At 65.9% G+C, this 22096-nt stretch carries 20 protein-coding genes; 12 read left to right on the top strand and 8 right to left on the bottom strand.

Features of this window, described 5'->3' with window-relative positions; translation table 11 throughout:
- Positions 1-187 precede the first annotated feature (187 nt).
- The 3 genes from dprA to tldD are packed head-to-tail and all read right to left on the bottom strand — an operon-like array spanning position 188 to position 3309.
- The gene (gene dprA, locus V7Q53_RS17765; protein WP_333830066.1) at positions 188-1375 is read right to left on the bottom strand and encodes a DNA-processing protein DprA; all 1188 of its coding nucleotides are present in this window, start codon (positions 1373-1375) and stop codon (positions 188-190) included.
- A 42-nt stretch (positions 1376-1417) separates the two neighbouring features.
- Positions 1418-1867, bottom strand: a complete 450-nt coding sequence (locus V7Q53_RS17760) for a hypothetical protein (protein WP_333830065.1) — start codon at positions 1865-1867, stop codon at positions 1418-1420.
- On the bottom strand, positions 1867-3309 hold the full coding sequence (gene tldD / locus V7Q53_RS17755) for a metalloprotease TldD (RefSeq protein WP_333830064.1): 1443 nt from the start codon (positions 3307-3309) through the stop codon (positions 1867-1869). The genes V7Q53_RS17760 and tldD overlap by 1 nt, the downstream gene beginning before the upstream one ends.
- 227 nt (positions 3310-3536) lie before the next feature.
- Here tldD and coxB point away from each other — a divergent pair, with 227 nt between their 5' ends.
- From coxB to V7Q53_RS17710, 9 genes are all read left to right on the top strand, one after another.
- Positions 3537-4424, top strand: a complete 888-nt coding sequence (gene coxB, locus V7Q53_RS17750; protein ID WP_442954450.1) for a cytochrome c oxidase subunit II — start codon at positions 3537-3539, stop codon at positions 4422-4424.
- A gap of 65 nt (positions 4425-4489) precedes the next feature.
- Positions 4490-5455, top strand: a complete 966-nt coding sequence (cyoE, locus tag V7Q53_RS17745) for a heme o synthase (protein WP_333830063.1) — start codon at positions 4490-4492, stop codon at positions 5453-5455.
- Positions 5455-5661, top strand: coding sequence for a hypothetical protein (locus V7Q53_RS17740; protein ID WP_333830062.1), 207 nt, complete (start codon positions 5455-5457; stop codon positions 5659-5661). The genes cyoE and V7Q53_RS17740 overlap by 1 nt, the downstream gene beginning before the upstream one ends.
- Entirely contained in the window at positions 5658-6251 is a 594-nt protein-coding gene (locus V7Q53_RS17735) for a cytochrome c oxidase assembly protein (RefSeq protein ID WP_333830061.1), read from the top strand. The genes V7Q53_RS17740 and V7Q53_RS17735 overlap by 4 nt, the downstream gene beginning before the upstream one ends.
- A 79-nt stretch (positions 6252-6330) precedes the next feature.
- Complete coding sequence (locus tag V7Q53_RS17730) at positions 6331-7137, top strand: cytochrome c oxidase subunit 3 (protein ID WP_333830059.1); 807 nt, start codon at positions 6331-6333, stop codon at positions 7135-7137.
- 123 nt (positions 7138-7260) lie between these two features.
- Positions 7261-7938, top strand: a complete 678-nt coding sequence (locus tag V7Q53_RS17725; RefSeq protein ID WP_333830058.1) for an SURF1 family protein — start codon at positions 7261-7263, stop codon at positions 7936-7938.
- An 11-nt stretch (positions 7939-7949) separates the two neighbouring features.
- Positions 7950-9338: a threonine synthase gene (gene thrC, locus V7Q53_RS17720; RefSeq protein WP_333830057.1), complete on the top strand. Its 1389-nt coding sequence runs from the start codon at positions 7950-7952 to the stop codon at positions 9336-9338.
- The gene (locus tag V7Q53_RS17715) at positions 9338-10597 is read left to right on the top strand and encodes a M16 family metallopeptidase (protein ID WP_442954449.1); all 1260 of its coding nucleotides are present in this window, start codon (positions 9338-9340) and stop codon (positions 10595-10597) included. The genes thrC and V7Q53_RS17715 overlap by 1 nt, the downstream gene beginning before the upstream one ends.
- Positions 10597-11193 (top strand): GNAT family N-acetyltransferase, encoded by a 597-nt coding sequence (locus V7Q53_RS17710; protein ID WP_333830056.1) that lies wholly within the window; start codon positions 10597-10599, stop codon positions 11191-11193. Before V7Q53_RS17715 ends, V7Q53_RS17710 begins: the two co-directional genes overlap by 1 nt.
- A 159-nt stretch (positions 11194-11352) precedes the next feature.
- On the opposite strand, the gene V7Q53_RS17705 is transcribed toward V7Q53_RS17710, so the two are convergent.
- On the bottom strand, positions 11353-11958 hold the full coding sequence (locus V7Q53_RS17705) for a flavin reductase family protein (protein WP_333830074.1): 606 nt from the start codon (positions 11956-11958) through the stop codon (positions 11353-11355).
- A 76-nt stretch (positions 11959-12034) separates the two neighbouring features.
- Between V7Q53_RS17705 and V7Q53_RS17700 the strand changes: the two genes are divergently transcribed.
- Positions 12035-12526, top strand: coding sequence for a GNAT family N-acetyltransferase (locus tag V7Q53_RS17700; RefSeq protein ID WP_333830055.1), 492 nt, complete (start codon positions 12035-12037; stop codon positions 12524-12526).
- A gap of 72 nt (positions 12527-12598) precedes the next feature.
- Here the strand turns inward: V7Q53_RS17700 and ptsP are convergent, their stop codons facing one another.
- The 4 genes from ptsP to V7Q53_RS17680 form a co-directional block, all read right to left on the bottom strand.
- A complete protein-coding gene (gene ptsP, locus V7Q53_RS17695; protein ID WP_333830053.1) occupies positions 12599-14848 on the bottom strand; it encodes a phosphoenolpyruvate--protein phosphotransferase in 2250 nt (749 codons plus the stop codon).
- A 29-nt stretch (positions 14849-14877) separates the two neighbouring features.
- A complete protein-coding gene (locus V7Q53_RS17690; protein WP_333830051.1) occupies positions 14878-16137 on the bottom strand; it encodes an aspartate kinase in 1260 nt (419 codons plus the stop codon).
- A 107-nt stretch (positions 16138-16244) separates the two neighbouring features.
- Entirely contained in the window at positions 16245-16679 is a 435-nt protein-coding gene (locus V7Q53_RS17685; RefSeq protein ID WP_333830050.1) for a DUF1178 family protein, read from the bottom strand.
- Between the two features lie 73 nt (positions 16680-16752).
- A complete protein-coding gene (locus V7Q53_RS17680) occupies positions 16753-17211 on the bottom strand; it encodes an Lrp/AsnC family transcriptional regulator (RefSeq protein ID WP_333830049.1) in 459 nt (152 codons plus the stop codon).
- Between the two features lie 123 nt (positions 17212-17334).
- On the opposite strand from V7Q53_RS17680, the gene putA reads away from it, so the two are divergent.
- Both putA and V7Q53_RS17670 read left to right on the top strand, forming a co-directional pair.
- Positions 17335-20781 carry a bifunctional proline dehydrogenase/L-glutamate gamma-semialdehyde dehydrogenase PutA gene (gene putA, locus V7Q53_RS17675; protein ID WP_333830048.1) on the top strand — a complete coding sequence of 1149 codons (3447 nt, stop codon included), beginning with the start codon at positions 17335-17337 and terminating at the stop codon, positions 20779-20781.
- A 132-nt stretch (positions 20782-20913) separates the two neighbouring features.
- Positions 20914-21684: a rhomboid family intramembrane serine protease gene (locus V7Q53_RS17670; RefSeq protein WP_333830047.1), complete on the top strand. Its 771-nt coding sequence runs from the start codon at positions 20914-20916 to the stop codon at positions 21682-21684.
- Positions 21685-22096: the final 412 nt, after the last annotated feature.

The following is a 22096-nucleotide window of genomic DNA, read 5'->3' as shown; positions in this document are numbered from 1 at the left end:
GTGAAGACCGGTTTGCGCGGGGCATAGATGGGGCGGAATGCCCGGTGATGTCAATCTGGTGCGGTTGGGCAGGCCATTCCGGGCGGTGAAACGGCCTGCAACCGGGGCAGGAAAGGGGGGCGCTGCCCCCCTCGCGCGTGCCGCGCTCACCCCCCGGCGTATTGAGGGCAAGATGAAGGGGCCTTGTCTAGGTTTTTGCCAGCAGCCCGCCGGGCTGACGCTGCACACGTCCGTCAAGTTCGAGGAACAGAAGGGCAGGGGCGATGGTTGCGGCGGGCAGGGCGAGATCGCGGATCAGCTGATCTTCGGCCAGCGGTGCAGGGCCAAGGCGGTCAAGGATCAGGCGGTGAAGGGTGAGGGTGTCCGGCGCGCGCTGGCGGGCCGGGGGCGGCGGGGCGGCGGCGGACGGCGCGGCAGAGTGCGGTGCGGATCGCGGACCGGGTCGGGGGCTGACCGGCTGGATGGTATGCGGGTTGCTTTGCGCGGGGCCCACGGCCTCAAGCACATCGCCGGTGTCGCGCACCAGCCGCGCCCCCTCACGGATCAGGGCGTTGCAGCCCGCGGCGCGCGGGTCCAGCGGGTGGCCGGGCACCGCCAGCACCTCGCGCCCCTGTTCAAGGGCATCGCGCGCGGTGATCAGGCTGCCAGACCCCTCTGCCGCCTCGACCACCACGGTGGCCAGCGCGAGCCCGGCAATGATGCGGTTTCGGCGGGGAAAATGGCGGGCCTGCGGTTGCAGCCCCATGGGTTGTTCGGAGAGGCGCAGGCCCTGATCGGCGATCGCGGCGGCCAGCGCAGCGTTCTCAGCCGGATAGACATGATCGACGCCGCCCGCCATCACCGCGATGGTGCCGGTTTTCAGCGCCGCGCCATGGGCGATGGTGTCGATGCCGCGCGCAAGGCCGGAGACGACGGTGAAGCCGCTGTGGCCCAGCCCCTCAGCCAGTTTGCGCGCGGTGCGCTGGCCCAGGCTGGAGGCGTTGCGCGCGCCGACAACGGCGATGCAGGGCTGGGCCAGCGGATTGCCGCGCCCCAGCGCCCAGAGGACGGGCGGGGCATCGCTGATGCTGGCAAGGGCCTGCGGGTAGTCCGGCGCGCCAAGGCACAGCAGCCGGGCACCGGCCCTGAGGCCCGCGTGGTATTCGCGCAGGGCCTGATCGGCGGGACAGGGCGTGTAGCTGCTCAGGCCCGAGGCGCGGGCGATGGTGGGAAGGGCATCAAGCGCGGCGCTGGCGCAGCCGTGTTCCGCGATCAGCCGGGCAAAGGTGCCGGGACCCACGCGATACGAGCGAATGAGACGAAGCCACGCCAGACGATCTTCTTCCGTGGTGGGTGGGGTGAAGGGTGTGGGAGAAGAAAGTGAATTCCCGTCCATTGCAACCTCGCCTCATTCGATTCGTAGATTGCGGCGATAAGGTTAACAGCTGGTAAAGATCCCCGGGCGGCGAAGAAATAATATCCGGCGGAAGCACAGCGCGGCGAGCAGGCCCCAGGCTGCGGCGATGACCACGCCGTGAAACAGGGCGCCCGCCACGCCCCCAGCCCCCGGACCGAGCGCGGCAAAGCTTCCCCAGCCGCCTGCACCATTGCGCAGCAGCCACCAGACCGGGGCCAGCGCCAGCAACACCCCCACCCAGGATAGAATCGGTGAGAAGATCAGGAGATAGCCCAGCAGATAGAGCGCGACCAGCAGGCGGGGCAGCTCGACCGGGTCAGGGGGGTTGACGCCTGCGCTGGCGAGATAAGCAAGCCCGGCCAGCCCCAGCCCCAGCGGCACGGTGCCCAGCCACACCACGACCGAGGCCAGGGCCCAGTCGCGCCGGTTCAGGAGCCGGTCACCCGCCGGCTGCGAGCGCCAGACGGCCATCAGGCAACGCCGCCCACCGTCAACCCTCCGATCAGCAGGCTGGGCTGGCCCACGCCCACCGGCACCCATTGCCCGGCCTTGCCGCAATTCCCCATGCCGGGATCAAGCGCCATGTCATTGCCGATGCCGCGCACGTTCTTCAGGGCCGTCGGCCCGTCGCCGATGAGTGTGACACCCTTGACCGGGGCGCCGATCTGCCCGTTTTTCACGCGATACGCCTCGGTGCAGCTGAACACGAACTTGCCGTTGGTGATATCAACCTGCCCGCCGCCAAAGCCCACGGCAAAGATACCGTCGCGCATCTCGGCGACCAGCGCGGCCGGGTCGGCATCGCCGCCCAGCATATAGGTGTTGGTCATGCGCGGCATCGGCGCGTGGGCATAGCTTTCGCGCCGTCCGTTGCCGGTGGCGGCCACGCCCATCAGCCGGGCGTTCTGACGGTCCTGCATGAAGCCGGTCAGGATCCCGTCCTCGATCAGCACATTGCGCGCCGAGGGCGTGCCCTCGTCATCAATGGTGAGGGAGCCGCGCCTGTCGGGCAGGGTGCCGTCATCCAGCACGGTCACGCCGGGGGCGGCCACGCGCTGGCCCAGCAGCCCGGCGAAGGCCGAGGTTTTCTTGCGGTTGAAATCGCCCTCCAGCCCGTGGCCCACGGCTTCGTGCAGCAGGATGCCGGGCCAGCCGGGGCCCAGAACCACATCCATCATCCCGGCCGGTGCCGGTTCAGCGGTGAGGTTGACCACGGCGATGCGCAGGGCTTCGCGCGCAACGCCCTGCCAGTGGCCGCTTTCCAGCAGCGCCGTCAGCCCGGCACGCCCGCCACCACCTGCCGAGCCGCTTTCGCGCCGCCCATCCTGTTCGACAATGACCGAGATATTGAGCCGCGACATAGGGCGGATATCGGTCAGAATGCCGCCTTCGGGACGCAGGATCACCACCTCCTGCAGCGAGGCTGAAAGCGAGGCCGAGACCTGCATCACCCGTGCATCAAGCCCGCGCAGGTAATCATCTATGGCGCGCAGGGTGTCGATCTTGGCGGGGAAGCTGGCATCAAGGATGGGGTCGGCATCGGTGTAAAGGCGCGCGTTGGTGCCTGCGGGAGGGGCGGCCAGAGTGCCGCCGCCGCCGCCCACCGCCAGCCGCGCGGTGGCGGCGGCGCGTTTCACCGCAGCCTCGGTCAGGTGGGTTGAATGGGCATAGCCCGCAACCTCGCCGCGCACGGCGCGCAGGCCAAAACCCTCGGCGGCATCAAAACCGGCCGAGCGGATGCGCCCGTCATCGAGCACAAGTGATTCGGAACGCCGGCGCTCAAGGAACAGCTCGCCGTCGTCGGCACCTGCCACGGCATCGCGCAAAATCGCCAGGGCGCGGGTCTGGTCAAGATCGGTTTCAAAGGGGCGGAACCTGTCCGGGGCGGGACGGGTGACGGGTTCGGGCGGCATGGCGGTCCTCTCAGAAAACGGCGCGTCTTTGATTTGGGTCAACTGGCGGCGAACTGACGCAGCACCAAGACTTGTCCTGACGATGCTAATATGGTTTTAGGAGGATTGGAAACCGCCGATTTCCGAACCTGCCTTTGCTTCAGCCTCCGGGGCCGGACAAAAGGCAGGGACGGGCGGCGGAAGGACGAATGACGGTCGACGTGCCGCGCTTTATACGGGAACAACAGATGCACCTTACAAAAGACCTTACCCGTGTCGTCACGCGTATCGCGGGAACGGCGCTGGCCATGGCCGTAGCCGGGCAGGCGATGGCACAGGATCTGCCGTTTCGCGGCGAGCCGCAGCCGGGCGAGATGAGCCTGCAGCCGCCCGCGACCTCGCTGATGCGCGAGTTGGTCTGGCTGGACAACATGCTGCTCTGGATCATTGCGCCGATCACGGTTTTCGTGACCGGGCTTCTTATCTGGGTGATCGTGTTCCACAACCGCCGCGCCAACCCCGTGCCTGCACGCTTCACGCACAACTCGCCGCTGGAAGTGGCATGGACCGTGGTGCCGATCCTGATTCTGGTCTTCATCGGCTCGTTCAGCGTTCCGGCGCTGTTCCGCCAGCAGATCATGCCTGAGGCCGAAGTCACCATCAAAGTGACCGGCTACCAGTGGTTCTGGGGCTACGAATATGTGGACCATAATGTCGAATTCAACAGCTTCATGCTGCAGCGCGATGAGCTGGAGGAATACGGCTATGAGCAGCGCCATTTCCTGCTGGCGACCGACACCGCGATGGTTGTTCCCGTGGGCCGCAACGTGCTGGTGCAGGTGACCGGGGCTGACGTTATCCATTCCTGGACGATCCCGGCCTTTGGCGTGAAGCAGGACGGGGTGCCGGGGCGTCTGGCGCAGCTGTGGTTCAATGTCGATGAGCCGGGCATCTATTTCGGCCAGTGCTCGGAGCTGTGCGGGCAGGCCCATGCCTTCATGCCGATCACCGTGCGCGCCGTGCCCGAGGCCGATTACATCGCCTGGCTTGAAGGCGAAGGTGCCGAGAACCTGGCGCTGGCGCCGGGCTATGACCAGATCCGCGGCGCTGTCGAACTGGCTGCCGTCGAGGACTGAGACTGACAGGCGGGCGTGGTGTGGTCCTTGCGGCCTTGCCGCGCCCAACCCATCTTGAGGACGTAATGAGCGACATTCGAGCAGAAATAGCGGGCGGCGAGACCGGGACCGGCGAGGCCGGGTTCGGCGATTATGTCCAGCTGCTGAAGCCGCGGGTGATGTCGCTTGTGGTGTTCACGGCGCTGGTCGGCCTTCTGGTTGCGCCGGTCCGGCTGCACCCTATGGAGGCGCTGGCGGCGATCATCTTCATCGCATTGGGTGGCGGGGCTGCGGGCGCGCTGAACATGTGGTGGGATGCCGATATCGACCGGCTGATGAAGCGCACCGCCAAACGGCCCATCCCCGCAGGCTCCATCGCCCCCGGCGAGGCGCTGGGGCTGGGGCTGGCGCTGTCAGGCCTGTCGGTGCTCATGCTGGGGCTGGCCGCGAACTGGCTGGCGGCGGGCCTGCTGGCCTTCACCATCTTTTTCTATGCCGTCGTCTATACGATGTGGCTGAAGCGCCTGACGCCGCAGAACATCGTCATCGGCGGCGCCGCGGGGGCCTTTCCGCCGATGATCGGCTGGGTGGTGGCGACCGGCAGCGTCAGCCTTGAAGCGGTTCTGATGTTCGCTCTGATTTTCATGTGGACGCCACCGCATTTCTGGGCGCTGGCGCTGTTCATGAACAGCGACTATTCCAAGGCGAAGGTGCCGATGCTGACGGTCACCCATGGCCGCCGTGTGACGCGGGCGCATATCATCGTCTATACGCTGGCGCTGGTGCCGGTGGCGCTGGGCGTAGGCCTCACCTCGATCGGCGGGCCGGTTTATCTGGCGCTGGCGCTGGTTCTGAACGCGGTCTTCGTGTTGGGTGCCTGGCGCATCTGGCGCCGCACGGAAGAGGCCGCCGAGGCCGATGGCTACCGCGTTGAAAAACGCTTTTTCACCTTCTCGCTGGCCTATCTCTTTGGCCATTTCGCGGGCTTCCTGATCGAGGCGACGCCCTGGGCGGGCGCCTTGCGGGCTCAATTCGCATTCTGGGGGGCATGATGGCCATCACCCGTGATCACGAACTGCACAAACGTCGCCTGGGCCGCAATGTCGGCGTGGGTCTGGTGCTTGTGGCGTTCATCTTTCTTGTTTTCGGCCTGACCATTGCAAAGGTTCAGCGGGGCGGAACGGTCGAGGCTTTTGACCACACCTATCGCCCGGCGCTGGACCCTGCTGTCCGGCCTCTGAGCGGGGGCGGCGAATGATCGGCTGGTGGCGCAATCTGACGGGTATTCAGCGCACGGCGGCACAGGCGACCGGTGTTGTGGTGGTCATGGCCGGGCTCGGCTGGGCCTCGGTTCCGCTCTATGACCTGTTCTGCCGGGTGACCGGCTATGGCGGCACCACGCAGGTGGGTTCCGGGTCGGACCGGGTGCTGGAGCAGACCGTCAGGGTGCGTTTCGATGCCTCGGTCGCGCGGGATTTCCCGTGGGAATTCCGGCCTGTGCAACGCACCATGGATATCCGGCTGGGAGAAGTGGGGATCGCCTTTTACGAGGCCTACAACCCTATGGACGAGCCCATCGCCGGCACTGCCAGCTACAACGTGGCGCCCTATGATGCGGGCCTCTATTTCACCAAGATCGACTGCTTCTGCTTCCAGTATCAGGTGTTGCAACCGGGCGAACGGGTAGAGATGCCCGTGACCTTCTATGTCGACCCCGATATGCTGGATGACCGGGATGCGCGCGATACGCATACGATCACGCTGTCCTATACCTTCCACCGGACCGAGATACCCGCCGCCGATCTGGCGGCGCTGGGCAGCCGGGCCGTGGACGGCGGGACAAACTGAGAACCGGCGCCCGCACGGCGCCAGAATAACAAGGGGCCGCGCAAGCGGTGCACAAAGGGAAAGTCTGAGGGAACCCACCATGGCGCATGAAAAGAACCACGATTACCATATTCTGCCGCCGTCCATCTGGCCGTTCATTGCCGCGGTTTCGGCCTTTGTCATGCTGGCCGGCGCCGTCCTGTGGATGCATGATACCGGCCCCTGGATTTTCCTCATGGGGCTGGTGGGTGTGCTCTATGTCATGTTCGCCTGGTGGAGCGATATTGTCGTCGAAAGCCACACCGGCGACCATACGCCGGTGGTGGTGATCGGCCTGCGCTACGGCTTCATCCTGTTCATCATCTCGGAAGTGATGTTCTTTGCCGCATGGTTCTGGAGCTTCTTCAAACACGCGCTCTACCCCATGCATCCCGAAGGGCTGAGCCCGGCCATTGACGGTGTCTTCCCGCCCGCCGGGATCGAAACCTTTGACCCCTGGCACCTGCCGCTGATCAACACGCTGGTGCTGCTGCTGTCCGGTTGCGCGGCGACCTGGGCGCACCATGCCATCGTGCATGAGAACAACCGCAAGGATCTGAAGACCGGGTTGCTGATTGCCGTGGTTCTGGGGGTGATCTTCACCGCCTTGCAGGCCTATGAATACAGCCACGCCGCCTTTGGTTTCGCGGGCAATATCTATGGCGCGAATTTCTTCATGGCGACCGGCTTCCATGGTTTCCACGTCGTCATCGGCACGGTTTTCCTGTTCGTGTGCTACATGCGGGCACGGGCAGGGCACTTCACGCCTGAGCGCCATGTTGGTCTGGAAGCAGCGGCCTGGTACTGGCACTTTGTCGATGTGGTCTGGCTGTTCCTGTTCGCGTCGATCTACGTCTGGGGCCAGTAGGTTCGATTGTCGGCGTTTCGCCTGTGGCGAATGTGGCGGGGGGCTGTCTGCCCCCCGTCCCCGTTTCACGGGGACTCCCCCCGAGGATATTTTTGAACAGATGAAGGGGCGCGGGGCGCGGAAATGGCACGGCTGATCCTTCCATTGATATTCGGTATTGCCGGGGTGGCGGTGCTGATGGCGCTGGGTTTCTGGCAGCTTTCGCGGCTGGATGAGAAGCAGGTGGTCATCGCCGAGATTGAAGCGCGGATCGGCGCGGCGCCGGTCGCGCTGCCCGATGCGCCCGAGGAGGCGCGCGACCGCTATCTGCCGGTTCATGTTGAGGGGCAGTATACCGGCGAGGCCGCGCATGTGCTTTCCAGCCAGCGCGAGCAGGGCACCGGCAGCCGGGTGATTGCCGTTCTTGAGACCAGCGCGGGGCGGCGGGTTCTGGTGGATCGCGGGTTTCTGCCCGATGCCGCGCGGGGGAGCGCCGATCTCGCCAGCGGCCCGGTGAGGGTTGCCGGCAATCTGCACTGGCCGCGCGATACCACAGATTCGACGCCGCCGCCGGATATGGGGCGCGGGCTGTGGTTCTCGCGCGCGGTGGCGCCCCTGGCCGCGCATCTGGGCACCGAGGAGGTGTTGATCGTGGCGCGTCAGGACGGCGCTACGGTGCCCGGCCTGACCACGATGCCGGTCGCCACAATCGACATTCGCAACGATCATCTGGAATATGCGATCACATGGTTTCTGCTGGCGCTTGTCTGGGCAGGGATGACAGGGTTTCTTCTGTGGCGTATCAGGCGCGGGACGGCGTGAGGGGAATTTCCATGCACTACATTTCCACCCGGGGCGGGGCACCCGAACTGAGCTTTGAGGCGGCGATGCTGACCGGGCTGGCGCGCGACGGCGGCCTGTATGTGCCCGCCTCGGTGCCGGTCATGGCCACAGCCGATATCGCGGCGCTTGCCGGGCAGAGCTATGAAGAGATCGCCTTCCGGGTGATGTGGCCGTTCATCGGCGAGACCTTCACCGAGGCCGAGTTCCGCAGCCTGATCGCACAGGCCTATGCCGGCTTCGGTCATCCGGCGCGCGCGCCGCTGCGCCAGCTTGCGCCGAATCATTTTCTGCTGGAGCTGTTCCACGGCCCCACGCTGGCGTTCAAGGATTTCGCCATGCAACTGATCGGCCAGCTGTTTCAGGCAGCGCTTGGCCGGTCGGGCGAGCGGGTGACGATTGTCGGCGCCACCTCAGGCGATACCGGGTCAGCGGCGATCGAGGCGTTCAAGGGGCTGAGCAATGTCGATGTGTTCATCCTGTTCCCGCATGGCCGCGTCTCCGAGGTTCAGCGCCGCCAGATGACCACGCCCGATGAGGCCAATGTCCATGCCATCGCCGTGGAGGGGGATTTTGACACCTGTCAGGGCCTGCTCAAGGACATGTTCAACGATTTCGCCTTCCGCGACCGGGTGAGGCTGGCGGGGGTCAACAGCATCAACTGGGCGCGGGTGCTGGCGCAGGTGGTCTATTACTTCTCGGCGGCGGTGTCGTTGGGCGCGCCGCACAGGGCGGTCAGCTTCACTGTGCCCACGGGCAATTTTGGCGATATTTTCGCGGGTTACATCGCGCGGGCCATGGGGCTGCCGATTGAACAACTGGTGATCGCCACCAATCAGAACGACATCCTGCACCGCTGCCTGACCGGCGGCGAATACCGCACCGAGGGGGTTTTGCCCTCGATCAGCCCGTCGATGGATATTCAGGTGTCATCGAATTTCGAGCGTGTTCTCTTTGACGCCTATGGCCGTGACGGGCGGGCGGTTGCGCAGCTGATGGATGAGCTGAAAACCAGCGGCGGCTTCAGGGTCAGTCAGGGGGCGCTGGAAACGCTGCGCGCCACCTTCGCCTCAGGCCGGGTGAGCGAGGATGAGACGCGCGCCACCATCGCGCGGATGCAGCGCGAGACGGGCGAGGTGCTTTGCCCGCATTCGGCAGTCGCCGTGGCGGTGGCCGAAGCGCATCTGACCGGCGCGCCGATGGTGACGCTGGCGACAGCCCATCCGGCCAAGTTCCCCGATGCCGTCGAGCAGGCCACCGGCACGCGCCCGGCCCTGCCGCCGCGCATGGCGGGCCTTTTTGAGCGGCCGGAGCGGGTGGTGCGGATGGAAAATGACCGGCAGGCGCTTCAGGCGCTGATTCTGGAACGGACGGGGGCCTGATGGTCAGGGTTACAACGCTTCCCAATGGCTTTCGCATTGTCAGCGAAGCGATGCCGGGCCTTGCCTCGGCCGCGGTGGGGATATGGGTGCAGGCAGGCGCGCGCCATGAGCGGCCCGAGGAAAACGGCATCGCGCATTTCCTTGAGCATATGGCGTTCAAGGGCACCAAACGGCGCAGCGCCTTGCAGATTGCCGAGGAAATCGAGGATGTGGGCGGCTATATCAACGCCTATACCTCGCGCGAGACCACGGCCTATTACGCCCGTGTGCTGGAGGCCGATGTGCCGCTGGCGCTGGATGTGGTGGCCGATATCGTGCTCAATCCTGCCTTTGACGCCCGCGAGATCGAGGTGGAGCGCCATGTCATCCTGCAGGAAATCGGCCAGGCGCTGGACACGCCCGATGACGTGATCTTTGACTGGCTGCAGGAGGCCACCTACCCTGATCAGGCGCTGGGGCGGCCCATTCTGGGCCCCTCTGAGCGGATTGCGGGCTATGGCGAGGGTGATCTGCGCGGCTTTGTCGCCAGCCATTACGGGCCGGGCCAGATGATTCTGGCGGCTGCCGGGGCGGTTGATCATGACCGGCTGGTCGAGCTGGCGGGCGGCTATTTCGGCCATCTGGCGCCCCTGATCATGCCCGATGCCGAGCCTGCGCGCTTTGTCTGCGGCGAGCGGCGTGAAGTGAAGCGGCTGGAGCAGGCGCATTTCGCACTGGCGATCGAGGCGCCGGCCTTCAAGCACAAGGATGTCTACACCGCGCAGATTTTCGCGGGCATTCTGGGGGGCGGCATGTCATCGCGGCTGTTCCAGAAACTGCGCGAGGAGCGGGGCCTGTGTTACACGACCTTTGCGCAGGCGGGCGCGCATGATGATACCGGCTCGATCACGATCTATGCCGGGACGGGCGAAGAGGATGTCACCGAACTGGCGGAACTCACCATCGACGAGATCCGCCGCTCTGCCAGCGACATGACCGAGGCCGAGGTGAACCGCGCACGCACCCAGATGAAGGCGGGCCTGCTGATGGGGCTGGAAGGCCCCAGCGCGCGGGCCGAGCGGCTGGCACGGCTGCTCGCCATCTGGGACAGGGTGCCCACGCTGGAAGAGGCCGTGGAACGGATTGATGCGGTCGATCTGTCCGCGATCCGGGCCTATGCGGAACGCACGGTCAGCGAGGCACGGCTGGCCATGGCGCTTTACGGCCCCGTCGCACGGGCGCCCGAACTGGGCACCCTGCGGGACAGGCTGGTTGCGTGATGCTGGGCTGGTCGCTGGCGCCGAAACGCAGACTGCGGATCGCGACGGAGCGGCTGCTGCTGCGCCTGCCCGAACATCGGGACTTCCGGCAATGGACCGCGCTGCGCGCCAGCAGCGCCGCCTTCCTGATGCCGTGGGAGCCGACATGGTCCACCGACCATCTGACGCGGCGCGCTTTCACAACCCGGGTGCAATGGGCGGTGCGGGCGGCGACGCAGGGCACGGCTCTGCCGCTCTTCATGGTCCGCCAGTCTGACAATGCGCTGATCGGCGCGATCACGCTCGATCAGATCCGCCGTGGCCCGGCGCAGGCCGCTACCATCGGCTATTGGGTGGGCCAGCCCTATGCGCGGCAGGGCTACATGCGCGAGACGATCCGCGCGGTGGTCAACCATGGCTTCACCGAGATGGACCTGAGCCGGATCGAGGCGGCCTGCCTGCCGGAGAACACCGCTTCGCGCGGGGTGCTGGAGCGTTCGGGCTTCAAATACGAGGGTGTGGCGCAAAGCTATCTGCAGATCAACGGACGTTGGCGCAACCATGTGCTTTACGCCAATCTGCGGATGGACCGGCGCGGGCGGACGGATGCGGGCTAGGCGAAGGCCCGGCCTTGTGCGGGTTGGCTGTTGCGGGAGCCTCCGGCGGGGATATTTAGGGACAGAAAATGATGCAGGCTCAGCGAAGTGAACCCGCAGACGCCGCTGTTTGCGCGTTGCGGGCAGACGGGGTGGCCTGAGGGCGTGCTGCGCGGCTGATCACTCATCCGGGCGAGACAGGGTAAATGTGTCGCGCACGATCGTATAGTCACGGTAGCCCAGCCGGGCGACGGGGCGGAAGCGGGTGATATCGAAAATACCCTCGTTCAGGCAATCGTCGCGCAGATGGATGCCGACCACCTCGCCGAACACCGCGGTATTGGCCTTGCCCGGCAGCGTGATGATCTGCGTGACGCGGCATTCCAGCGCGGCCGGGGTGCCTTTGACGCGGGCACAGTCGATCTCATGGCAGGGCGCGCGTTCCAGCCCGGCGCGGTCAAATTCGGCGTCCTCGCGCGGCCAGTTGCCTGAGGTGATATTCATCGCCTCCAGCATCGCCTCTTCGACGATATTCACGCAGAATACGCCGGTTTCCCGGATGTTTGCCACGCTGTCCTTGGTGTTGTCGCGGTCCGGCTTGGTGCCGGTGGAGGCGAACATCACCTGCGGCGGCACATAGGCCACGGCATTGAAAAACGAATAGGGCGCAAGGTTGTCAGACCCGTCCGCACCGCGCGTTGAAATCCAGCCGATGGGGCGGGGGGTGACCAGCGCGTTGAACGGGTTGTGCGGCAGGCCATGGCCATCGGCGGGGCGGTAGAACATCCGTTGCTCCATCTGTTTGCTCTCGACATAGCGCCATGCTACGGGCGACGCCAGCATTGTCCAGCAGGGGGCGGCATTGGAACTGGGGCAGGAGCAGCCGGGCGACTGGTGGGAGGTTGAGGGCCTTTATGATCTGTGTTTCGCCCCGGGGCGCGAGGCACTGTCTTCCTACCGGCTGCGCGATGGCGTCCCGCCGGTGGCAGAGCTGTGCCTGTGGCTGCGCGACGAGGGCGGCGCATTGGCGGCGGCGATCCGCTACTGGCCGGTGCGGGTGGGGGGCGTGCCTGCGCTGCTGCTGGGGCCGGTGGCGGTGCATCCGACGCGGCAGGGCGAGGGGCTGGCGGGTATTGTCATCAGCGAAAGCCTGAACCGGGCGCGGCTGGCAGGCTGGGAGCGGGTGATGCTGGTGGGCGACGCGCCCTATTACCAGCGCTTCGGGTTTGAGCGGCTGGAGGGCGTGATAATGCCGCCCCCGACCAACCCTGAACGGGTCTTGGGCCTTGAACTGGCGCCGGGCGGCTGGGAAGGGGTGCAGGGTACGGTGACGCAGTTCACGGAGAGTCTGTGATCGAAGAAAGATTGCAAAAGTGGCATTCAATGCCGGTCGCAAAACAGCCATTCCGGCGCCGCAAGGCCGCCCTCACTGCTGGCGTAATTGTCTGACGTAATCAAGAACGACAGGGCGCAACTGCTCGGTCCCCCGGCGCTTTTCGGCCTCGATAATCGAGCGCAGCTCAGCGATATCCGAGCGGATTATCAGGTCCTTGACCGGGCCAATTGACGCAGGCCGCATGGACAGGCTGCGCAGTCCCACCGCGACCAGCGCGAGGGCGTCGACCGGGCGGCCCGCATCCTCGCCGCAAAAGGACAGATGCGTGCCTGCCTCGGCGCAGCGATTCACGATATTCTGGATGAATGTCAGAAAACTGGCAGACAGCGTGTCATATCGCTTGCGCACCAGCTCATTCTCGCGGTCCGCCGCGAAGAAGAATTGCTTCAGATCGTTGCCACCGATCGAGATGAAATCGGCCAGTTTGAAGAAGGCGTCGGGCGCATAGGCAAGGCTCGGGGTTTCCAGCATCGCGCCGATTTCCAGCTTCTCGGGCAGAAGGTGACCCAGATGCGCCTCGCGCTCGATCTCGCGCAGAAGCATGTCGCGGGCGGCAACGAATTCGCCCATCTCGCTGACCAGCGGGAACATCACGGTCAGGGGCCGCCCGCGCGCCGCGCGGATCAGGGCCTGAAGCTGCATCCGCATCACGCCGGTCTTGTCCAGCCCCACGCGCAGTGCCCGCCAGCCCATTGCCGGGTTCGGCTCATCCGGGCGCTTCATATAGGGCATGACCTTGTCGGAGCCGATATCAAGTGTGCGGAAGGCCACGCGCCTGCCATCCGCGGCGGCCATGACGCGGGCATAGAGCGCGGCAAGGTCCGAGCGGCGGGGCATGGAGTTGCGCAGCAGGAACTGCAACTCGGTGCGGAACAGCCCCACCCCTTCAGCGCCGGACCCGGCGAGCGAGGGCAGGTCAGCCATGATGCCGGCGTTCATATGCAACCCCACGGTCGTGCCGCAACGCGCGGTTGCCGGAAGGTCCTGCAGTTTCCGGAAGCGCGCCTGTGCCTGGGTCTGCATGGCGATCTTGTCGCGGAATGCCACAGCCACGCTTTCATCGGGGCGCAGATGCACCACCCCCTCGTCGCCATCAATGATGATCGCATCGCCGTTGAGCGCTTCGGTCGTGACGCGCCCGGCATGCACCACCAACGGAATGGTCAGCGCGCGCGCTACCACGGCGGCGTGGCTGCCGATGGAGCCCTCTTCGAGCACCACACCGCGCAGCCGGGGGCCGTATTCCAGCAACTCGCCGGGGCCGATGTTGCGCGCCACCAGAATCGGGTGTTCGGGCATAGCCGCGCCGGTTTCGCTGCCCTGCCCGGTGAGGATGCGCAAAAGCCGGTTGGACAGGTCATCAAGGTCATGCAGCCGGTCGCGCAGATAGGGGTCGGGCACCTGTTGCAGCCTTGAGCGGGCCTCGGATTGTTCCTTTTCCACGGCCGCTTCGCAGGAAAGGCCGCTTTCGATGCTCTGTTCCATCCGCCGCAGCCAGCCGCGCGAATGGGCGAACATGCGATAGGCCTCAAGCACCTCGCGGTGTTCCTTCTCGGTCGGGCTGGCCAGCGTCAGCAGGTCATCGACCGAAACGCGCAGCTGTGACACCGCAGCGCGCAGGCGTTCGGCCTCGGCGACCGGGTCATCATTCACAAGGTTGGTGACCACCACGCGCGGCTCATGCAGCCAGACCTGCCCCTCGGCCGTCCCCTCCTGCCCGGAGGCGCCGCGGATAACGACCGGGTTCTTGTGCGGGTGCGCCAGCGTGGCATCGTCGCCGATAAAGGCCCCCAGTTCGGTCATTTCAGCCAGCACCATTGCCACTACTTCAAGCGCATAGACCTCATCGTCGGAGTATAGCCTTTTTTCGCGCGACTGCACCACCAGCACGCCCAGCTTTTCGCCCAGCCGCTGCACCGGCACACCGAGGAACGAGGAGAAAATCTCTTCCCCGGTTTCAGGCATGTAGCGAAAGCCGCGTTCGCCCGGCGCATCGGCGGTGTTGACCGGCATTGAGCCGCGCGCAACCCGGCCCACCAGCCCCTCACCCAGCCGCAGCCGGGTCAGGTGCACAGCATCGGCCTTGAGCCCGCGGGTGGCGCAGAGCTCAAGCGTATCGGCGTCGCGGAACAGATAGATCGAGCATACGTCGGTATGCATCGATTCAGAAATCAGCTGCGTGATGCGGTTCAGCCGCTCCTGCCCCTTGCCGGGCTCGGCAAGGGAGTCACGGAGCCTGCGCAGCAAGCGACGGCTTTGACTTTCAAGGCGTTCTGGCATTTCCCCTCCCAGGCCGCCAGGGCCAGGTTTCAGCCCGCCTTCTCCAGCTCGAAAGCATCATGGAGCGTTTGCACGGCCAGCTCCAGATACTTGCGGTCCACGAGAACGGAAATCTTGATCTCGGACGTGCCGATGACCTTGATGTTGATGTTTTCGTCAGCAAGTGCCTTGAACATGCGCGATGCGACACCAGCATGACTACGCATGCCGATGCCCACGACCGAAACCTTGGCGACATCGGTATCCACCACCAGATCGTCATAAACGATGGTGCCCGCGTCGCGCGCAGCCTCGACGGCGCGGCGCGCGCGCTCGACCTGATCGACCGGGCAGGAAAAGGTCATGTCGGTGACCGCGCCGGGGTGATCTTCATAATCTTTCTCGGAAATGTTCTGAACGATCATATCCACATTCACCCCCGCTTCGGCCAGCGGGCCAAAGATGGCGGCGGCAATGCCGGGCCGGTCTTCGACGGTGATGAGGGTGACCTTGGCTTCATCGCGGCTGTAGGCCACGCCAGAGACAACTTTCGATTCCATGATTTCTTCCTCGTCACAGACCAGAGTTCCGGAGGTCTCATCAGTATCTTCAAACGATGACAGCACCCGCAGCCGCACCTTGTAGCGCATCGCCAGCTCGACCGAGCGGGTCTGCAGCACTTTCGCACCAAGGCTGGCCAGTTCAAGCATCTCTTCAAACGAGATCTTTTCCAGCTTGCGCGCACGGGTCGTGATGCGCGGATCGGTGGTATAGACGCCGTCAACATCGGTATAGATATCACAGCGCTCGGCGCCGAAAGCGGCAGCAAAGGCCACCGCTGTGGTGTCTGACCCGCCGCGGCCCAGCGTGGTGATGCGGTTTTCCGGGCTGACACCCTGGAACCCGGCGACCACCGCGACTTTCATGCCTTCAGCAAATTTGGCGTCGATATTGGCGCGCGGGATATCCACGAACCGGGCCGAGGAATGCTGGCTGGTGGTCTGGATCGGCACCTGCCAGCCCTGCCAACTGCGCGCGGGAACGCCCATTTCCTGCAGGCGCAGCGCCATCAACCCGGCGGTCACATTCTCGCCCGCAGAGACCACCGCGTCATATTCGCGCGCATCATAGAAGGGTGAGGTCTGGTTGACCCAGCCGACCAGTTCATTGGTCTTGCCGGCCATGGCCGATACGATGACAATCACATCATAGCCGCGCTCAACCTCGCGCTGAACCTTTTGCGCGGCGTTTTCGATCCGCGCAAGGTCAGCCACCGAGGTGCCGCCGAATTTCATCACCAAAAGCGGCATTCCTGCCCCCGCCGTTCTGCCGCGCCGAACCCATACGCGGCGCGCGCTTCTCTTACGCGCGAGGGTTGATCAGCGCAAGAGCGCGCCTGTCATCGCGCGGGATTGGTTCAGTGCGGCGGGGCCTTCGGCAGGAAGGGCAGGGGGGCCACCGGGATACCCTCTGCCGCCAGCGCTTTGGCCTCGTCGATGCGGGCCTCTCCATAGATCGGGCGTTCGGGGGCCTCGCCCACATGCATGGCGCGCGCCTCGGCGGCAAAGTTCACGCCGACATAATCCGAGTTTTCCTCGATATGGCGGCGGTAGGCCTTGATGCGGCGCTCAAACTCGGCCTCGATGCTCAGCGGCTTGTCGGGCGCGCCTTTGGCGGGTTTCTCGCGGCTGGTGGCGACGGAGGGGGCCATCAGCGCCTTTTCCACCTTCTTCACGCCACAGACCGTGCATTCGATCCGCCCACTGGTCTGTAACCGCTCGAATGTTTCATTCGAGGCGAACCAGCTGAAGAAGTGATGGCCGTTTTCGCAGCAGAGATTGAAGCGGATCATGTCATTCGGTGCGTTGTTGTTCTGTGATCATAAGATATGCCACCAGCGGGGTTGTGCAAGTGCTCAAGGCCCGTCAGGTGCCCTGCTCTTTTACCGACTCCATCGCGACATGTGTTGAGGTGGACGATACATGCGGCAGGTTCGAGATATGTTCGGCCAGAATCTGGCGGTAGCTCTGGATATCCTCACTGCGCACTTTCAGCAGGTAATCAAACGCCCCCGCGATCATATGGCACTCTTCGATCTCAGGAGTGGCGCGCACCGCGTCGTTGAAGGCCCTGAGCGCGTTTTCGCGGGTGTCAGACAGCCGCACCTCGACGAACACAACATGCGCCGCCCCCAGCCGCCTGTGATCGACCAGCGCCTGATAGCCGGTGATATAGCCCGCCCGCTCAAGCCGTTTGAGGCGCGCCTGCGTGGGGGATTTGGACAGGCTGATGCGGCTGGCCAGATCGGTCACGCTGATGCGCCCGTCACGGCGTAGGATGCGCAGAATCGCGTGGTCGAACTCATCAAGGTCATCGCGGGACATTGTGCTGAACATCTCTTGAAAATTAGTCAATCTGACTGCCGTTTCAGCGTAATCGGGAAATATCAGGTCTGCAATCGCCCTATATTGGGGGACGTTTGCAAACCCTCGCCCCACAGGCCCGTCATGACCCTTTCCCAGCCCCTTTCCGACCCTCTCGCCCATCCGATCCCTGAGGATGAGGCCGCCGTGGTGGCCCATCTGACCGCGCGTGCCGGGCTGGATGCCACCGCCCGCGCCCGCATCAGTGCCCGGGGCGCCGATCTGGTGCGCGCCATTCGCGCGAGCGCCAGACCGGGGCTGATGGAGGTATTTCTGGCCGAATACGGGCTTTCGACCGATGAGGGTGTCGCGCTGATGTGTCTGGCCGAGGCGCTGCTGCGGGTGCCCGATGCGCTGACCATGGATGCGCTGATCGAGGATAAAATCGCCCCGTCGGACTGGGGGCAGCATCTGGGGCATTCGTCGTCGTCGCTGGTCAATGCCTCGACCTGGGCATTGATGCTGACAGGCCGGGTGCTGGATGAGGGCGCGCCGGGTGTGGCGGGCCATCTGCGTGCCGCCGTCAAGCGACTGGGTGAGCCGGTGATCCGCACTGCCGTGGGCCGGGCGATGAAGGAAATGGGGCGCCAGTTCGTGCTGGGCGAAACCATTGGTTCCGCGATGAAGCGCGCGCAGGCGGCCGAGGCCGAGGGCTACAGCTATTCCTACGACATGCTGGGCGAGGCCGCGCGCACCGGCGCGGATGCCGCCCGCTACCACGCCGCCTATGCCGCCGCGATCAAGGCAATCGGTGCGGGCTGCACGGCGGGTGATGTGCGGGCCAATCCGGGCATCTCGGTCAAGCTGTCGGCGCTGCATCCGCGCTATGAAGAGGCGCAGCGCGGCCGCGTGCTGCGCGAACTGGTGGCGCGGGTCACCGATCTGGCGCGGATGGCTGCGGTGCGCGGGATGGGCTTCAACATTGATGCCGAAGAGCAGGACCGGCTGGTGCTGTCGCGCGACGTGATCGCCGCCGTTCTGGCTGATCCGGCGCTTGAGGGGTGGGATGGTTTTGGTGTGGTCGTGCAGGCCTATGGGCCGCGCGCGGGTGCCATGATCGACTGGTTGTATGATCAGGCGGTCCGGCTGGACCGGCGGGTGATGGTGCGGCTGGTCAAGGGGGCCTACTGGGATACCGAGATCAAGCGCGCGCAGGTTCTGGGCCTGCCCGGCTTCCCGGTTTTCACCGCCAAGACTGCCACCGACATCAGCTATATCGCCAATGCCCGCAAGCTTCTGGGCATGACCGACCGGATCTATCCGCAATTCGCCACGCATAACGCCCATACGGTCGCGGCGGTGCTGGATATGGCGCAGAAACAGGGGCAGGGGCGCGATGCCTTTGAGTTCCAGCGCCTGCACGGGATGGGGGAGCGGTTGCATGATCTGGTGCTCAAGGCTGAGGGCACGCGCTGCCGCATCTATGCGCCGGTGGGCGCGCATCGTGATCTGCTGGCCTATCTGGTGCGGCGACTGCTGGAAAACGGCGCGAACTCGTCCTTCGTCAACCAGATTGTGGATGAAACGGTGCCACCCGAGGTGGTGGCAGCCTGCCCCTTTGCCACGCATCGGGGCGGCAGCGCCATCCCTCGCGGCCCCGATCTGTTCCGCCCCGAACGCGCCAATTCGCGCGGGTTGGACCTGAGCGCCGCGCCCGATCTGGCACTGATCGACGCCGCGCGCACCCCCCATGCCGATGCGCTGTTCAGCGCCGCGCCGATATTGGCAGTGCCGGTTGAGCCCGGCACCGGCGCGCCGGTCTTCAACCCCGCCCGCCCTGCCGATCAGGTGGGCACTCTGCGCACAACAACCCCTGCCGAAGTGGCGCAGGCGCTGGAGGCCGCGCAGGTCTGGGACAGCACACCGGCAGAGCGCGCGGCCATCCTCAGCCGCGCGGCGGACCTCTATGAAGCGGCGCTTGGCCCCCTGTTTGCCCTGCTGGCGCGCGAGGCGGGCAAGACGCAGGCCGATTGTCTGGGTGAGCTGCGCGAGGCGGTGGATTTTCTGCGCTACTACGCCGCGCGCATCACCCCCGCGATGCAGCCGCGCGGGGTGATCACCTGCATCTCGCCGTGGAACTTCCCGCTCGCCATCTTCACCGGCCAGATTGCGGGCGCGCTGGCCGCAGGGAATGCCGTTCTGGCCAAACCTGCCGAGCAGACACCCCTGATTGCCGCTGCGGCTGTTGAACTGCTGCACCGCGCCGGGGTGCCCCGCAGCGCACTCCAGCTTCTGCCGGGTGAGGGGGCGGTGGTCGGCGCAGCACTGACCGCCGATCCGCGGGTGGCGGGTGTGGTGTTCACCGGCTCCACCGGGACGGCGCTGACCATCCGCCGTGCGATGGCCGAATATCTGGACCCGGGCGCGCCGCTGATCGCCGAAACCGGCGGGCTGAACGCGATGATCGTTGATTCGACCGCGCTGGCCGAGCAGGCGGTGCGCGATATCCTCGCCTCGGCGTTTCAGTCGGCTGGGCAGCGCTGCTCGGCCCTGCGCTGCCTCTATGTGCAGGAAGATATCGCCGGGCACCTCTCAGAGATGCTGTTCGGCGCGATGGAGGAGCTGACACTGGGCGACCCCTGGCATCTGGCCACCGATATCGGCCCGGTGATCGGGGCCGGTGCGGCGCGTGACATCCGTGCCTATGTCGCCGGGGCGCGGCGCGCCGGGCGGGTGCTGAAGGAGTTGCGCGCGCCATCCGAGGGGCATTTCGTGGCGCCCGTCGTGATCGGTGTGGGCGGGATCGGGGATATCCCGCGTGAGGTGTTCGGGCCGGTGCTGCATCTGGCCCGGTTCCGCGCGCGCGACCTGGATCAGGTGATCAGGGATGTGAATGCGCGCGGCTACGGGCTGACCTTCGGCTTGCACACCCGCATCGACAGCCGCGTTCAGGAGGTGGTGGAGGCCGTGGCCGCGGGCAATATCTACGTGAACCGCAACCAGATCGGCGCGGTGGTTGGCAGCCAGCCATTCGGCGGCGAGGGGCTTTCGGGCACCGGGCCAAAGGCGGGCGGGCCGGAATATGTGGCGCGTCTGGCCCGGCCGCTGGCGGGCGAGGGGGGCGGCGCTGCGGGCGCAGCCGCAGACCTGACGGCGCTTGCTGCACGGCTGGCAGAGGCGGTGCCCAGCGGCCCGCTGCCCGAAGCGGAAGACATGCCGGGGCCCACGGGCGAATCCAACCGGCTGCGCCTGACGCCGCGCCCGCCCCTCTTGTGCCTTGGGCCGGGCGCGGCGACCGAGGCCGCGCAAAGCGCCGCCGCTGAGGCGCTGGGCGGGGTGGCGGTGATGGCAGGCGGGGCGGTGCCGGTCGACTGGCTGGGTCGCGCCGAGGGGTTCTCGGGCGTCCTCTGGTGGGGAGATGCGCAGGCGGCGCGCGTGATTGCGCAGGCATTGGCCGCGCGCGAAGGGCCGATCCTGCCCCTGATCACGGGAAGGCCCGACCGCGCGCATACCCATCTTGAGCGGCATCTGTGCATCGACACCACGGCCTCGGGCGGGAATGCCCAGCTTCTGGCGGCGGTCTCAGGCTAGGGAGCGCGCCGGGCCGCCCCATTGAGGGCCGGCCCGGCATCGGCGGCTTATGCCGCCGCAGCGCCCCTGACCGATGTCAGGCGGAAAGCATGCCGGATTGACCTGACGCGCGGCATCGTGAAACCTGCTTGCATGATCCCGATCCGCCATCATCACCCCATGACCCCGCTGCCACTGGTCACCTATGCGCTGATCGCGCTCAACAGCGGTCTGTTTCTGGCCTATTGGCCGCTGGCGAGCGATGCAGAGGCCCTGCACCTGCTTCACCGCTGGGGGCTGGTGCCCGCGCGGCTGAGCAGTGGAGAAGGCTGGGTGGGGTTGCTCAGCGCGCCCTTTCTGCATGCCGGCTGGCTGCATCTGGGCGGCAACATGCTGTTTCTGTGGATCTTCGGCGATACACTGGAAGAGGAACTGGGCAGAATACGGTTTCTGGCTCTGTATCTGGCCTGCGGGCTTCTGGGGGGGCTCGTGCACTGGGTTGCGGCGCCGGGCTCGACTGTGCCGGTGGTCGGGGCATCCGGGGCGGTGGCGGGCGTTCTGGGCGCATCCATGCTCTTGTTTCCGCGCGCGCGGGTGGATGTGTTGCTATGGTATGTGGTGGGTTTCCGCATCATTATTCTGCCCGCCTGGCTGCTGCTGGGCCTGTGGCTGGCGCTGCAGCTTTGGGGCGGGCTGAGCCAGCCGCCGGGCGGGGCGGGCGTGGCGTTCTGGGCGCATGCGGGCGGTTTTGTGGCGGGAGCAGCGCTGTGCCTGCGGCATTGGCGCGCCCGGGGCGGTTACCACTTCTGGCGCCGCTTCCGGAGCTTCCCGCCGCAACCCGGTGCGCAAGGCGCGATCCCGGTGGTGCGCAGACCCGGCGTCACTTTGCCACCACTCCAGCGGGGGCCGTTTCATCGGGAGTGAGGGCGTCCGGGCCGGTATTCTTGCCTTGCGAGGGCGCGCGTCTGTGTGGCTTGGATCGGGTAGAAAAAGGTTTGGGGGCTCTGCCCCCGCCCGTCCATCTGCGCTGGCCGGACTCCCCCGGGATATTTCTGAACAGGTGAAGCAGGGGCGCGGCGCCCCTTTCATCTTGCCGGAAATACGCGGGGGGTGAGCGGCGTCTCGGGGGCCTTCCAGTGGAAGGCCCCAGCTTTGAGCGCCGAGCCCGTGGCGAGGCCGGGGAATGGGCCGCAGGCCCAGAGGGGGCGAAGCCTCCTGACTTCTGAAGAACAGAATCGGGGGCGAAGCCCGCTGTTGTTTTTGAAAAGAGAGGGGCGCAGCCGCCTCAAGGGCGGGTTCGGGCCCTTTTTCCGGCCTGGGGAGGCTCAGGTCTCGT

This window comes from Pararhodobacter sp., assembly GCF_036802785.1.
Taxonomy (GTDB): domain Bacteria; phylum Pseudomonadota; class Alphaproteobacteria; order Rhodobacterales; family Rhodobacteraceae; genus Pararhodobacter.
This window is presented reverse-complemented; position numbering and strand designations above follow the sequence as displayed.